Origin of the sequence: Solwaraspora sp. WMMB762, assembly GCF_049179115.1 — a bacterium.
Classification (GTDB): Bacteria; Actinomycetota; Actinomycetes; order Mycobacteriales; family Micromonosporaceae; genus Micromonospora_E.
In genome coordinates this window covers 4047112-4060770 of record NZ_JBMHMD010000001.1, presented here as the reverse complement: position 1 = coordinate 4060770, position 13659 = coordinate 4047112, and the positions used below count along the sequence as shown (strand labels likewise).

Genomic DNA, 13659 nt, shown 5'->3' with positions numbered 1-13659 from the left:
CCCCGTGATCGACACCCGACTCGCCGCCAAGTACTGCCGCGAACGGATCAACCCCCAGCACTTGGCCGAGGCACTACTCGCCGACCCCGGCACGCCGACGCTCGCCACGGAACTGCGTACCGCGCTCACCGCCCTGGAGATGACCGAAGGCTTCATCGCCGGACTCATCACCCCGCTGGACCGCAGCCTGCGCGACGTCGAGCAGGTCCTCGTCGCCGGACGCCACGACCAGATTCCCCTCATCGAGAACACCGGCGTCCTCCACGCACGAGGACCCCGCCTCGACGCGCTGCTCGCCCGCCGCGCCGCGCAGATCGACCACCTGCGCTCCCTCACCCGGCTCTGGGCAGCCGAGCACCCCGACACGACCCCCCAGTAGAAGCAGACACGCCTCCCGCCCATCCTGACCCCGCCATCCGTACCCCGCACCGCACGCCGGCCCTCACCGCAGCTCCCCAACGCCTGGGCACACCTTCGGCGACGGCCGGCCCGGCCATGGTGGCGTCACCCTGCCCCGCCCGCTGGCCGGGTACCTGGGCGGCGGACCCGCACGCCGCCGTGCTGTCCCCGCTCGAGGTCGCCGCCGCGGCCCTCCGCCTTGCACCACCTGCCGTCGTAGTCCCGACGGCCTCAACCGGCTCGTTCCACCTGACACGATCGCCCCGGCCGGGGCAACCTGCTGCCGCCGGCCGTGCGCCGGTCCGTGTCAGCAGGAGCCGCTCCGGCCGGGGCTTTCGCGTCCGAACCGCGCGCCACCGACGCGCAGAAGGCCCCGGCATGATCCCGAACCCAGAATCCACCGCACCTGCCGCACGGCGCACGGAACGGTGACCGCCTCATGGACGACACGTTCCTGCGGCGCGCCGCAGGCGCCGCCGGCTACCGCCTGGCGAACGACCGGCTGACCGAGGCCGCGATCGAGCAGCCCGAGCACGTCGCGAACTGGTGTAGGTTCCGCAGAAGCTTTACCGGGCGCGTGCCGACGACGGTCGCGGTGACCGACGCCACCTATGATCCATACCAGCACACCATGGCACTACTTCACTCGGGCGACGGTATCGCCCAACCGACGTCGGGGCGTTCGAGGATGAGGAGCACGGTAGCGTAAACTTGCCGCACCTTGGTAAGAAACATGCGGAAATGGTCGATATCCGCAGAACCTTCCTCGGGTGCGTGCAGCAACGCGAATAGGAGCAGCCTCATCACGTGTAGCTGATACGTGGTGGGCGCATGGTAGTTCACCCGATCGTTGGTCCCCGGCCGACCGGACCAGTCAGCCATTGCCTCCCACATGGCATGATCGAGAGTCACTGCCGTCATGGTCTGCTCGATCCTGCGGCATGGCCGTTCCAAGACATCCAGTGCGTTCCTGTGATTGGATTCGGTCAATGTCAGCAGCTCATCGACCTCGGTGAGGGTATGCCAGGCATGGCGGACCAGGTACGCGAGCCGATCGAGAGGCGTGGACCCGTCTAGATCGCCGCTGACCTGCTCCGGAGGCCGATGCGGCTTAGCGGCCTGCCTCGCCATCCACGATACAAACGCTTCGTCTCTCAGCTCAGGGCTATTGCGAAGTCGGGTTACCCCTGGTCACGGCAGGGTTTCCTGTAGTCACGGCGTCGATGAGGTCGTGTGGGCGGTGGCTGGCGCGTCGGGTGGCTTCGGCGATGTTGGTGGCACCATCGATGTGGTGGTATCCAATCGCGGTGTTACGGAGCGTGGCGAAGACGGCAGGTCCGCTACCCGTTCGGGCGCGATGAGCATCCTCACGGAACGTGACATCTCGTACGTGATGGAGCCGATTCTCAATATGCCATTCCGACCGCGCCCAGGCACCCAGATCAGCGGGTTGGGCCTGGTCGGCGGGCAGCGAGACGGTCAGGTACGCCGTCTCGCGGGTGCTCCTGCCCTTGATCGTGCGGGTCCGGGTGATCCGGACGGCCTGCCGCGCGTGGGGGAAGCCCAGGCCGCCCGGGGTGGAGACCGTCAACGCCTTGACGGTGCGGGTCTCCTTACGTCCGTGACCGGTCTCGCGGGTCTGGGACCCGACCGGGACCTCAGCCCAGGGAAGGGCCCTGAGCTGCGCGAACACGGTGGGCTGGTTGGCCTTGACCGCGGTCATCAGATGCCCGCCGTCGGCGGCGAGCAGCTCGGCGTGCCCGGTCTGTGCGTGCAACGCGTCCGCGACCACCAGGACGTCTTTCAACGATCCCAGCACGGCCGCGACCAGGCGTAGCAGCGGGGTGAACGCCGGGATCTGACCGGAAAAACAACCGTGAGTGGGCAGGCGGCAGCGTCGGGGCGCAGCCCCGACGAGGTTCTGAATTTGTCCGTTGGGTGTGGTGCTGGTCAGGCCGGGTTGAGCTGAACGGTGTGGCCGAGGGCTTCGAGCTGGCGGATGAGGCTACGGGTCTTGCGGTGCTTGTTGATATGGGTGGCGTAGTGGTCCGGGCCGAGATCGATGAAGCTAGCGGTCGGGTCGGCCAGGATGTGCCAGACGATCGTCAGGATGGATCTGGCGATCGCGACCAGGGCTCTGGCTTTGCCTCGGCGTTTGACCAGGCGCCGGTAGCGTTCGCCGAGGAAGGTGTCGGTGCGGGCGGCTGCCGCGGCGGCGTCACCGAGCACACTTTTAAGGTAGGGGCTGCCACGGCCGGTGGGTCCGCGGCGGGTCTTTGACCCGGACTGCATGGTGCGTGGGGACAGTTTCGTCCAGGACACCAGGTGGCCAGCGGTGGGGAACTGGGCCATGTTCCCGCCGGTCTCCGCGATGATGATCTGAGCGACCCGAGGTCCGACACCAGGGATCTCGTCGAGCCGCTCCAAGACCGAAGGCTGATGGGCCGCAGGAGGACAGTCCTCACCAGTACCCGTCGGAGGCAGTGCGGCGATTAGCTGGTCGATGATCACGGTGAGCTTGTCGATCTCGACGTCAAGGGCATCGATCTGCTGCAGCAGGACGGCAGCGATCGTGGCGTGATGGTCGTCGAAACGGCCGGTCAACGCCTCAACCAGAGCGGGACGTTTGACCCGTAGCTTGCCCAGGGCCAGCTCGGCCAGTCGGCGGGGATCGCGTTCACCCGCGACGAGAGCGTCGATCATCGCTCTTCCGGACAGCCCGAGGAAGTTGGTAGCCACCGTGGACAGCTTGATCAAAGCGTCTTCCAGCAGCTTGTCCAAGCGCAGCTTGTAGCGGGTCCGGTCCGCGACGAGGTCGTGGCGCAGCCGGGTGTAGTCGCGGATGTCCCGGATCGCCTTCGGCGGCACGAACGAGGGCCGCAGCATCCCACGCTCGTTGAGCTTGGCCAGCCAGACCGCGTCGAGCTTGTCGGTCTTGGGTCGGCCCGGGACCTGCTTGACGTCGTTGGCGTTGACCAGCCACACGGTCACCCCGTGGGCTTCCAGGATGTAGTAGAACGGTCGCCAGTAGTCGCCGGTCGACTCCAGAACGACACGTTCGATCTGATCGGTGACCAACCGCTGGGCCAAGGCGCAGAGCTCGTTGGTCGTGGACACGACGTCCCAGACCAGCGTCACCCTGCGGTGAGGCTGAGTCGGATGCGGTAGCCGGGTACAGACCTTGCCGGATGCCTTCGCGACGTCGATGGCCGCGACCCGGCTCAACCGGATCTCATGGTCGGGGTCGTGGATCTCTTCAGGTTCTCGTGACATGCCACCGGGCTCCATACGGGCAGAAGGGGGTGGGAGGTCGCCCGTGGGCCACGGTCGGGAACCAAGAAATCTGACCGGCGTGCTCGAAGCAACAGTGTGCGACCCATCGAGGTCGGGCCCCGCGCCAGACTCGTTAACGGCTTCAAGTGCCAAGATCCCATCGGCGTCGGCGGGCGACCGTACCGCAGTTTTTCACGCCATAGCGGCGTGCTCGGCACAGGGTGACTCGTTCGACTTCGCCGCGATCTGGACCTGGGCGAGCACGATCCCGGTGCCGGTGTCGTACGCCGAGAGCAGGTGGACCTGCCGCCCGTCGGGTAGTCGGGCGCCCCGGGCGACCTTGCCGTCCACGGCGATCACCAGACGCCACCGACGTCCGCCGATCACGACCGGCCCCGCCCGGTCCCGCAGCCAGCGGGCCAGAACCTGTGACAACACCTCGGCGTCGAGCCGGATCAACAGCCGCCACACCGTCGTGGCGGCGGGCACCCGTCCGGTGAACCCGAGCCGGGCCCACACGGGACGGTCCTGGAAACGCACCCAGTCGTGGACGGCGGCGAACGTGCACGCCCCGGCCAGTACCGCGCACACCGCCGCCGCCAGGATGCTGACCAGCGGGTATCTCCGGCCTCGTGGATCCCGTGGGTCGTTGATGGCCTCCAGGGCCACGAACAAGCTGCGGCGGTCACGATCGGTGACCACGACTGGTGACGGCAGGTTGGGGGGTCGATGCGGCAACACGATCTCGGTCAGTGATGATGACATCAGCGGGTGCGGTCCTCTTCTGGGTCATGGTCTTCGCAAACTCATGATCACCAGCGGGCCGCACCCGTCTTACACGGCCCCGGAACTCGCCGAACTCCATCCAAAACCCCAGCTCAACAGCTCCTCAACCGACTACGCAACCGCCCTGTCTCTCAGCTGCTCCAGACGCCCATCTGGGAGCCCGTCACTGTAGGCGTTGTGGGCCGCTCTCCTACCGGTTCCTTCACTACGACCGATCATCTCCCACGTCAGGCCGCGCGCTCGAGCCTCGGCAACAAGATCCTTTCGAATGGCACCCATGATTTTTTCCAGATCGCGCGCCGCACGGATGTAGCGCAGCACTGGGTCCACATCGGATGACTCAAGGCCGGACGGATTCGCCTCGCCCAACGTCCTGACCAGTTGGCCAATGGCGCGCCGCGCTTCGAACACCGCGATATCGGGGGAAAACGGCCACGCGTCGGAAGTGCACGGGGTTCCCCTCCAGGCAGGATTCTGCCATTCGTCCAGGATACTCACGCGCGCCACCATAGAGGGGTTTGCATCCAGGCCGTCAAGGTCTTCTTGTCCACCCGTCGTGGACAAGCCGCAGTGGGCCAGCAGCCGTGCGAGGTGCTCCCATAGGCGGCATGGCAAGCAGTCTCCTGAGCCTCGCGCTGGCCGCACTGGCCACCACGACCGTGCTCACCCGAGTGATGGCGCCCGTGGCTCGGGAAGTCCGCAACTGTCTCCTCCTGTGGCTCGCACTGCGCGGCACCAGGCCCGACCAGCGTCCTAGCATCATCAAGGCCCTTCCACCGTTAGAGCCGCCGCCTCTGCCAGCCAAATCCGGTCCACGCGTCGCCAAGCCCTCGGACACCGAGCAGCGGAGGCGGTCGGTCGCTTGATCCGGCGCACGCTCATAGCCGCGGATAACGCTTGCACGCGTGAGAACAACGCGGATGCGATCACCGAGAGTGCCGGCGTGCCGGGGAAACGCATTCATAACGCCGGTGGGTGCCAGTTGCGAACGTCCTGGTGAGGCCACCGAACTCCGTCACTGCCACACCTGCCACTACACCCGAACGTCACAGCACCCAACCACTGCTGCCACGCAACCCTGGACGACCGAGCCGCCATCCGCTGACCGGCAACCCTGGACGCCCAGGTCACCGCGCTGCCGTTGACAGGGCAACGACGGAACCTACAACTGGATCGCCGCCGCCGCCCGCTACACCGCCACAAGCAGAATTCAGCGCCTGCTGACCAACGCCGCACAGCAGCTACGCGACCGGCTCACCGGCCGGCCGCCTACGCAGTTCCGCGCCGACGCCGGAGCGCTCTCCGCCGTGTGCGACCTGCTCTTCGACATCGACGAGGCCCTACGTGACCTCGGCCGGCACGCCATCGCCCTCGCGCACCTCGGCCGGCCGCCGCTGGTCGACGACCCGGCGGCCACCACACTACCCGCCGCGCTGGCCGGACGGCAGGAAGCCGGCGGCGGTGACGAACCGGCGGCTCGGGCGCAGCACGTCACTGGCGGCAACCCGTTGCCGCCGGGCCGCCGCCGGCCCCGCCGCCGGCGGCGGTAACGCACCACGGCGCCGACCGACGGCGCACCCCTGTCTCACCAACGGCCACCCGGCCCGCGTCCCGCGCGACGCCCGGGTGGCCTTTCGCATGTAAGAGGGTGGTTCGGAGGATTAGGTCCGTTTCTGGGCGAGTGTGAATATTCCGGGCTCGTCTTCGGTGAGGACCTGGCGGTTGACCATACGTTTCAGTTTGGCGCGGGTACCTTCGACGTTTTTCGGTGACGGCTCGATGCCGAGGGCGAGGCAGATGCCCTTGGCGCGCAGGCCGGTGGGCGCGGTGGCGAGGACGCGCAGGATCTGCTGGTAGGGGGCGCTGGTGATCGTCGGGTCGTCGGCGGTGAACTCGGCGGCGGCGAGAGCGCGCAGGGTGGTACGGGTCGTCGCCAGGTCCGCCAGTTCGCTGTCCAGGCGGGTGAGTTCGCTGGTCAGTGCGGTGATCTGCTCGCGGAGCCGGTCGGCGTTCTGGCGTGCGCTGGTTTCCCGATCGGCGATCAGGTCGAGGACGGTGGGAAGGTTCACCGCTGCCGCCAGGTGGGTGTGTTGGTCCCGGTCAGCCGCCGCACGATGTTCGCCGTCGACGCCCACAGGGTTCGCGACACCGCCGATTCCGGTCGGCTCTCGTACTCGCGTGCGAGGCGGCGGTGCAGCATCAGCGTGCCGTTGACCTGCTCGACGATCCACCGCTTACGGATCGGTACGAACCCGGGTCGGGTGTCGGATCGTTTGACGACCTCGACGTCGACACCCAGGACGGCGCCGTGCAGCGCCACGTCCTGCTTGAACCCGGCGTCGACCCAGACGCGGCTCACCGTCGGGGTGTGCGCGACGACCTTGTCGAGCAGCCGGATGCCGATGGCGTTGTCGGTGACCGACGCCGCGGTCACCACGACCGCGATGACCAGCCCCAACGCGTCCACGGCCAGGCCCCGCTTGCGTCCAGACACCTTCTTCCCCGCGTCCTTGCCGGTCGTCGAGGCCGGGACGTGGTTGGCGGCCCTGATCGACTGGGTGTCCAGCACGACCGCGCTCGGATCCTCCCGACGGCCGGCCTTCTCCCTGGCCTGGCAGCGCAGCAAATCGTGAACCACCTGGTCGGTGCCGTCGTCACGCCACAGGGCGAAGTAGTAGTAGGTAGCCGACTTCGGCGGCAGGTCGTGGGGCAGGTACGACCACTGACAACCGGTCCGGTTCTGGTAGAAGATCGCGTTCACGATCTCCCGCAGGTCGTAGTCACCGTGTCGACCTGACACCGACACCGCGACCCGCTTGGCCTTCCATGCCTGTAGGAACGGCCCGATCAACGCCCACTGCTCGTCGGTGAGGTCACTGGGATACCGCTTTCGATCACCCATGACCGGGCTAACGCCGTAGCCGCCCGAACAGTCACGACCAGGACTCACATTCCACAGATCGACCAGCCACTATCCACAGCGAACCCGTCGGAAGGCCTCCAACCGGGCGCAACGCCTAGATCAGATCAAGCTACTGCGGACCAGCCTCTGACTGGACGTTTGCTTCATCTTCGCGCCAGTAGCGGCCGATTCACGTACCGACCCCAGCAGAGCAAGATGCCCGACCCGACCCAGAAAGACAGCATACCGGCAGCCACAGGCCCGCCCGGCTTCGCCGCATTCCACCCCGGGATCGTGTCTGATTCACTTTGATCCCCACATCGACGGACATGACGTCCGCCGAGCCGCCGCCCGAACACCGTACGCCTACCGAATGACCGAACGGCGAGCCTATCCGTCCGACCTGTCCGACGCCCGCTGGGCCCTGATCGCACCCCGCCTGACCGCCTGGCGACAGGCCCGCACCGACGCCGGCGTCAGCGGCCGCACCCCCACCCACGACCTGCGCGACATCTTCAACGCCATCCTCTACGTCAACCGCACCGGCATCGCATGGCGCTACCTGCCCCACGACTTCCCGCCCCACCGCACCGTCTACGGCTACTTCGCCGCCTGGAGCAAGGAAGGCATCTTCACCGAACTCAACTACCACCTCACCGGCCTCGTCCGCGACCACCACGGCCGCGCCATCCAACCCACCGCATCCATCATGGACAGCCAGAGCGTCAAGACCTCCACCAACGTCCCACTGTCCACACAGGGCACCGACGCCGGAAAGAAGATCGTAGGCCGCAAACGCGGCATCATCACCGACACCCTCGGCCTGCTCCTCGCCGTCATCGTCACCGCCGCCAGCGCCAGCGACAACGCCATCGGCGCAGACCTGCTCGACCAGGCCACCACCACCTACCCCACCCTCACCAAGACCTGGGCCGACGCCGGCTTCAAGAACCGCGTCGTCGAACACGGTGCCGCACTCGGCGTCGACGTCGAGATCGTCACCAAAGACCCACAGGCCAAGGGCTTCAGCGTGGTCAAGCGCCGATGGGTCGTCGAACGCACCCTCGGCTGGCTCATGCACCACCGCCGGCTCGTACGCGACTACGAAGCCCGACCCGACAACTCCGCCAGCATGATCACCATCGCGATGATCGACAACCTCGCCAAACGACTCACCGCCGAAACCACCCCAACCTGGCGATACGGCTAAACCCGCATAACCGGCAAAACACGTGAATCAAACGTCCTCTAACTGGACGTTTGCTTCATCTTCGCGCCAGTAGCGGCCGATTCACGTACCGACCCCAGCAGAGCAAGATGCCCGACCCGACCCAGAAAGACAGCATACCGGCAGCCACAGGCCCGCCCGGCTTCGCCGCATTCCACCCCGGGATCGTGTCTGATTCACTTTGATCCCCACATCGACGGACATGACGTCCGCCGAGCCGCCGCCCGAACACCGTACGCCTACCGAATGACCGAACGGCGAGCCTATCCGTCCGACCTGTCCGACGCCCGCTGGGCCCTGATCGCACCCCGCCTGACCGCCTGGCGACAGGCCCGCACCGACGCCGGCGTCAGCGGCCGCACCCCCACCCACGACCTGCGCGACATCTTCAACGCCATCCTCTACGTCAACCGCACCGGCATCGCATGGCGCTACCTGCCCCACGACTTCCCGCCCCACCGCACCGTCTACGGCTACTTCGCCGCCTGGAGCAAGGAAGGCATCTTCACCGAACTCAACTACCACCTCACCGGCCTCGTCCGCGACCACCACGGCCGCGCCATCCAACCCACCGCATCCATCATGGACAGCCAGAGCGTCAAGACCTCCACCAACGTCCCACTGTCCACACAGGGCACCGACGCCGGAAAGAAGATCGTAGGCCGCAAACGCGGCATCATCACCGACACCCTCGGCCTGCTCCTCGCCGTCATCGTCACCGCCGCCAGCGCCAGCGACAACGCCATCGGCGCAGACCTGCTCGACCAGGCCACCACCACCTACCCCACCCTCACCAAGACCTGGGCCGACGCCGGCTTCAAGAACCGCGTCGTCGAACACGGTGCCGCACTCGGCGTCGACGTCGAGATCGTCACCAAAGACCCACAGGCCAAGGGCTTCAGCGTGGTCAAGCGCCGATGGGTCGTCGAACGCACCCTCGGCTGGCTCATGCACCACCGCCGGCTCGTACGCGACTACGAAGCCCGACCCGACAACTCCGCCAGCATGATCACCATCGCGATGATCGACAACCTCGCCAAACGACTCACCGCCGAAACCACCCCAACCTGGCGATACGGCTAAACCCGCATAACCGGCAAAACACGTGAATCAAACGTCCTCTAAGGAGCCAAACGACGATGACGCGTCGACTCTGGTGGCGGGTGGAGGAGATCCTCCCGCTGGCCGAACACGCCGCCGCCACCCCCCGGCAGCGCAAGACCCGCCAGCAGTACCGTGCTGGCTGGCCGGACGTACCCGCACTGATCTGGTCCCGCAAGCCTGACGGCGACTGGCTGGCATCCAACGGCGTCCCCATCTGGTACGACGTCGACGGCACCGAGTACCGGGTACGGGCCGAGACCTGGACCCACACCGCCACCGGCGCCACCGGAAACCCCCACCCGAACGACGGTGACGGATTCCTGCCCCTGCACGCCGAACACCTCGACGGGCGCCGCACGCTGCCCGACCTGCTCCGCTTCGCCCGCCAGCACAACGTGCCGTGGCTCGGCGTCAACGCCGACCGCACCAGCGAGGACAGCAACGACAGATACCTGCTGTCGCACAGCCGCGAGGACATCCTGCCCCCTTACGCGAGCTGGGTACCGGCGACCGTCACCTCCGACACCGTCGGCGGCGACCACTACACGGCGCTGGTCGCCGACGGATACAGCGCCGTGGACGGCGGCCTGCTGTGCCGGTTCCCGCGCGACGAGGTCGAACGCATGGCCGACCACCTGCACGGGCTGTCGATCGGCGACATCCCCGGTGAACACCCCGTCCTGCGTCTCGGTGCCGGCTTCGTCAGCGTGCAGTGGGAAGCGGACACCGGCGAGGACAGCAGCCGGTGGATCGAGGAGGACCGGGTACCGGCCGACGCCGACGACCACTACGCCGTCGGCGCCTACCAGTGGCGCTGGACGCCCGCGACCATGGTCGAGGAGCAGCCGTGACCGCCCGCCGTAACCAGCGACGGCCAGGCACTCCCAACCCCGCCGACGACAGGGCGTTCCACCGTGCGCTGCAACGGCAGGTCGACGCCTTGGCTGCCACGGTCACACTCAAAGACCCTCCCGACGGCCTCAGCGTCACGGCCGAGCGTGAGCGGCGGGAACAAGTGGCCGCCGCCTGGCTTTACCTGTCCTGCGTCGCCGTCTGGGCCGAGGACCACCAGCTCGTCGAGCCGCTGCTGCGCAGCGCACCGCCCGGGACCGTGCGCAACGCCGCGAGCGCGCCGCTGTGGCTCGGCCGCGCTTTTGAAGCCCTCACCCGGCACCCTTCCACCCAGTGGCTGCTGCACCCGGAGTACAACCCGATGTTGTGGGCCGGCGCTCCCAGCGCCGCCGCCTGCGACGACCTGATCAGGTGGTGGGCCACCCAGGCGCCGTCGCTGGCCTGGCCCGACCAGGACGGCTATCCGCCGTCGATCAGTGGCTGGGTCATCGGCGACCTGCTGCAGATCCTGTCCCCGCAGCGGCGGGCGCGTCACGCCCTGGTGCAGACACCGCACCACGTCGCCGACTTCATCCTCGACCGCACCCTCCACCCAGCCGCCGACACCTTCCGCGAAGAGCCCGTGCTGCGGCTCATCGACCCGACCGTCGGCACCGGCCACTACCTGATCCGGGCGGTCGACTACCTCTGGCAGTGGTACACCACCGGCCGAATGGACCCCCGATCGGTTGACCAGCCGCCGGTCACCGGCGGGCACACTCTCCCGCCCGGCGAGGCGATCCGGCGGATCCTCGCCGGAGTCGACGGCGTCGACATCGACCCGCTGACCGTGGCGGTCGCCCGGCTTCGGATGACCGTCTACCTCGGACATCTGCTCGCCGACGCTGGGCTGCTCCCGCGTCCGCTGCGCCTGGCCGCCATTCCCGCCTGGGTCACCCCACGGATCGCGGTGGGCGACTCGCTGCTCATCGGCAAGATCAGCCGCGCCGAGTACGGCCGGCTGCACCCACACCTGGTGGACCTGCCCGGCGCCGCCTTTCCGCTGCCCGGCTTCACGTGGACGGCCGACGAGGCGGCGACCACAGCGCCTCCTCGTCGCGGCCGCCGGAGCTGAGCGGCCTCACGCCGGACGACCCAAGCGACTTGATCGACACCGGTCGCTCGCGTGTGGTTCGTCCCGCCGGCCCGCGCCAGGGCCACCTGCGCCATCCCGTCCCTGGCTCGGATCGCCATCGGTTCGAGCCGCACCGACCCGCAAGGAGGACAACTGTGCTGCACCCTGCCACCCGCGCCGCGATACCTGCGGTGTTGACCGGCGTCGAGTCAGCCGCCGACCAGTACGGCTGGGACCAGCCCCCGGTCGTGTTCGGCCTGTTCGACCGCACCGACCTCGCCGACGGTGCCGGCTCCGGCTTTGGGGCGCTTGAGGTCGACCCGACCCTGGCCGCCCCGGACCTGTGGACCGCGTCCGACCCGGCCCGGCCCGGCGAGTCGCTGCCCGTACCGGTCGTACTCCAGCGCTTCGCCCGGCAGCTCGCCACGCCGCACGCCCGGGTTTGGCTGCGGGACTGGCTGGCCCGCGACCGCCGCGCACTCGTCGGTGTCGGCCTGCTGTTCGAGGGCTGGGCTGGACCGGTGACCCCCGGCTACCGGCGCGGTGATCTCGTTAAGGCCCCTGCGGTGCTGCGCCGGGAAATCCGCATCGCCGCCGCCGTCGACACCGACCTGGGGCTGCACCGCGTCGCGCGGGTCCGCCATGGCCAACCGTCGGCCGCGCGGAGCTGGCCCGAACTGCCGTGGTGGGGCCAGCGGCGCGGCGTCGTCGTCGGGCTGCGCGCCCTCACCGAGCTGGCCAAACGCGTCTAGCGCGCCCGCCACGCAGTGCGCCCATCACTGGTGATGAACGGCCCGCTCACCCAGGCATTGGGTGGGCGGGCACGAACCCCAACGCCCAGCTCAGCGCCGCCGCCCGCGCCGCCGTGAAACACCCGCCCACGAACCACCGTCTGACCGGCTTCGACGCCCCGCCGAAGCGTCCCATCGAACCAGTAAGGAGCAGCATCCGATGCACACCGGGGACCCACGTGTGGCCCGCTACGCCGACCACATCATGACCGAGATCGATGGCGACATCACCGAGGGAGTGGTGCCACCCGGTATCGGCAGCTTCGCCGACCTGCACTGCTACCTCGACGCGAACGGCTACCTCGACGCCGCCGGCCTGCCTCACTACAGCAGCCAGGCGGACCTCGACCTCGCCAACGCCGTCACGGACGAGGTCAGCCGGCGGCTACGAACGCCCGGCCGCCCGTTCTGTACCTACGGCCGCTGCACCTTCAGCGCTCACGACCACACCACCAGCACGGGTCCCGACGGGCGGCACCTCGACCGCGAGGTCCCGCTGCGCTGCGCCCACTGCGGCCGCCCCGCGCACTACGACACCCGCCTGCGCGACTACCGGCACGACGACCCCGCCGTGCCCGACTGCTTCCTCATCCGCAGAGACACCCACGGGCACACCGAGACCTCGGCCGGTCCGCAAGCCGCGTGCGGAAACGCGGAGCCCGCCGACGCCCCCTGGACGACTTGATCTTTCCGCAGAGTCGAGCGTCGATCGGTGCGGTCACCATCGCCCGGCCCGAACGGCGAGGAGGACGGCTCCCAGGCCACGAGCCGAGACGGCCCGGGGGGTGGTGACCACCCGCCCGATCCCGGTCGCCGAAAGGACCCGCCCTCATGCCGCCCACCACCCCCGCTCCCGAGCCCGAGACCGTGACCGACCCGATGCTCTGGCGCATGGCCATCCGGGTCACCGCCGATCACCAGCCCCACCCGCGCCATCCCGGCCGCTGCGCCAACCTGCGCTGCGTTCACGAGGCCTACCCCTGCCCGCCGCTGCGCGACGCGCAGCGGGCGCAGCAGGCCGCGACCCGCCCGCACCGGTTCACGCCGGGACGCGCCCGCGTCGCTGCCGTCGCGCAGCGGTTCGTCGGCTGGTTCCGGCCCGCGCGCCCCGTTCCGCCGGCGCCGGTACCGCTGCCCCGCCGGCAGCCCATGGCCGCCCTCGGCCTCGCGGCCTGACGTCCCGCACAGACCAGCGACCGTTCGATCCCGC

At 68.6% G+C, this 13659-nt stretch carries 16 protein-coding genes; 10 read left to right on the top strand and 6 right to left on the bottom strand.

The features are described 5' to 3' along the window. Positions 1-4 precede the first annotated feature (4 nt). Complete coding sequence (locus tag ACN27J_RS18130; protein ID WP_421367652.1) at positions 5-379, top strand: hypothetical protein; 375 nt, start codon at positions 5-7, stop codon at positions 377-379. A gap of 459 nt (positions 380-838) precedes the next feature. Continuing rightward, on the top strand, positions 839-1108 hold the full coding sequence (locus tag ACN27J_RS18125; protein WP_421367650.1) for a hypothetical protein: 270 nt from the start codon (positions 839-841) through the stop codon (positions 1106-1108). Between the two features lie 456 nt (positions 1109-1564). Here ACN27J_RS18125 and ACN27J_RS18120 read toward each other — a convergent pair whose 3' ends face one another. The 4 genes from ACN27J_RS18120 to ACN27J_RS18105 form a co-directional block, all read right to left on the bottom strand. Continuing rightward, positions 1565-2218, bottom strand: coding sequence for an ISAs1 family transposase (locus tag ACN27J_RS18120; protein WP_421367649.1), 654 nt, complete (start codon positions 2216-2218; stop codon positions 1565-1567). A gap of 131 nt (positions 2219-2349) precedes the next feature. Beyond that, on the bottom strand, positions 2350-3672 hold the full coding sequence (locus ACN27J_RS18115) for an IS110 family transposase (RefSeq protein ID WP_421366303.1): 1323 nt from the start codon (positions 3670-3672) through the stop codon (positions 2350-2352). A 192-nt stretch (positions 3673-3864) separates the two neighbouring features. Continuing rightward, positions 3865-4437: a transposase family protein gene (locus ACN27J_RS18110; RefSeq protein ID WP_421367646.1), complete on the bottom strand. Its 573-nt coding sequence runs from the start codon at positions 4435-4437 to the stop codon at positions 3865-3867. Between the two features lie 132 nt (positions 4438-4569). Then, a complete protein-coding gene (locus ACN27J_RS18105; protein ID WP_421367644.1) occupies positions 4570-4956 on the bottom strand; it encodes a hypothetical protein in 387 nt (128 codons plus the stop codon). Between the two features lie 809 nt (positions 4957-5765). Between ACN27J_RS18105 and ACN27J_RS18100 the strand changes: the two genes are divergently transcribed. After that, positions 5766-6008, top strand: a complete 243-nt coding sequence (locus ACN27J_RS18100; protein WP_421367642.1) for a hypothetical protein — start codon at positions 5766-5768, stop codon at positions 6006-6008. Between the two features lie 111 nt (positions 6009-6119). On the opposite strand, the gene ACN27J_RS18095 is transcribed toward ACN27J_RS18100, so the two are convergent. After that, on the bottom strand, positions 6120-6527 hold the full coding sequence (locus ACN27J_RS18095; RefSeq protein WP_421367640.1) for a hypothetical protein: 408 nt from the start codon (positions 6525-6527) through the stop codon (positions 6120-6122). Continuing rightward, positions 6524-7360 carry an IS5 family transposase gene (locus tag ACN27J_RS18090; protein WP_421367638.1) on the bottom strand — a complete coding sequence of 279 codons (837 nt, stop codon included), beginning with the start codon at positions 7358-7360 and terminating at the stop codon, positions 6524-6526. The genes ACN27J_RS18095 and ACN27J_RS18090 overlap by 4 nt, the downstream gene beginning before the upstream one ends. A gap of 373 nt (positions 7361-7733) precedes the next feature. Here ACN27J_RS18090 and ACN27J_RS18085 point away from each other — a divergent pair, with 373 nt between their 5' ends. The 7 genes from ACN27J_RS18085 (at position 7734) to ACN27J_RS18055 (ending at position 13625) form a co-directional block, all read left to right on the top strand. After that, on the top strand, positions 7734-8570 hold the full coding sequence (locus ACN27J_RS18085) for an IS5 family transposase (protein WP_421364685.1): 837 nt from the start codon (positions 7734-7736) through the stop codon (positions 8568-8570). A gap of 264 nt (positions 8571-8834) precedes the next feature. Continuing rightward, a complete protein-coding gene (locus tag ACN27J_RS18080) occupies positions 8835-9671 on the top strand; it encodes an IS5 family transposase (protein ID WP_421364685.1) in 837 nt (278 codons plus the stop codon). A 56-nt stretch (positions 9672-9727) separates the two neighbouring features. Further along, complete coding sequence (locus tag ACN27J_RS18075; RefSeq protein WP_421367635.1) at positions 9728-10543, top strand: hypothetical protein; 816 nt, start codon at positions 9728-9730, stop codon at positions 10541-10543. Then, on the top strand, positions 10540-11658 hold the full coding sequence (locus tag ACN27J_RS18070) for a hypothetical protein (protein WP_421367633.1): 1119 nt from the start codon (positions 10540-10542) through the stop codon (positions 11656-11658). Before ACN27J_RS18075 ends, ACN27J_RS18070 begins: the two co-directional genes overlap by 4 nt. A gap of 155 nt (positions 11659-11813) precedes the next feature. Beyond that, on the top strand, positions 11814-12410 hold the full coding sequence (locus ACN27J_RS18065; RefSeq protein ID WP_421367632.1) for a hypothetical protein: 597 nt from the start codon (positions 11814-11816) through the stop codon (positions 12408-12410). Between the two features lie 199 nt (positions 12411-12609). Further along, on the top strand, positions 12610-13134 hold the full coding sequence (locus ACN27J_RS18060; protein ID WP_421367631.1) for a hypothetical protein: 525 nt from the start codon (positions 12610-12612) through the stop codon (positions 13132-13134). A gap of 146 nt (positions 13135-13280) precedes the next feature. Next, positions 13281-13625, top strand: coding sequence for a hypothetical protein (locus ACN27J_RS18055; RefSeq protein ID WP_421367628.1), 345 nt, complete (start codon positions 13281-13283; stop codon positions 13623-13625). The last annotated feature ends 34 nt before the right edge of the window (positions 13626-13659 follow it).

What these genes read in the sequence shown, in the direction of transcription:
- ACN27J_RS18125 (WP_421367650.1), top strand. Translation starts at nt 839, where the DNA reads ATGGACGACACGTTCCTGCGGCGCGCCGCAGGCGCCGCCGGCTACCGC.
- ACN27J_RS18115 (WP_421366303.1), bottom strand. Translation starts at nt 3,672, where the DNA reads ATGTCACGAGAACCTGAAGAGATCCACGACCCCGACCATGAGATCCGG.
- ACN27J_RS18110 (WP_421367646.1), bottom strand. Translation starts at nt 4,437, where the DNA reads ATGTCATCATCACTGACCGAGATCGTGTTGCCGCATCGACCCCCCAAC.
- ACN27J_RS18090 (WP_421367638.1), bottom strand. Translation starts at nt 7,360, where the DNA reads ATGGGTGATCGAAAGCGGTATCCCAGTGACCTCACCGACGAGCAGTGG.
- ACN27J_RS18085 (WP_421364685.1), top strand. Translation starts at nt 7,734, where the DNA reads ATGACCGAACGGCGAGCCTATCCGTCCGACCTGTCCGACGCCCGCTGG.
- ACN27J_RS18080 (WP_421364685.1), top strand. Translation starts at nt 8,835, where the DNA reads ATGACCGAACGGCGAGCCTATCCGTCCGACCTGTCCGACGCCCGCTGG.
- ACN27J_RS18075 (WP_421367635.1), top strand. Translation starts at nt 9,728, where the DNA reads ATGACGCGTCGACTCTGGTGGCGGGTGGAGGAGATCCTCCCGCTGGCC.
- ACN27J_RS18060 (WP_421367631.1), top strand. Translation starts at nt 12,610, where the DNA reads ATGCACACCGGGGACCCACGTGTGGCCCGCTACGCCGACCACATCATG.
- ACN27J_RS18055 (WP_421367628.1), top strand. Translation starts at nt 13,281, where the DNA reads ATGCCGCCCACCACCCCCGCTCCCGAGCCCGAGACCGTGACCGACCCG.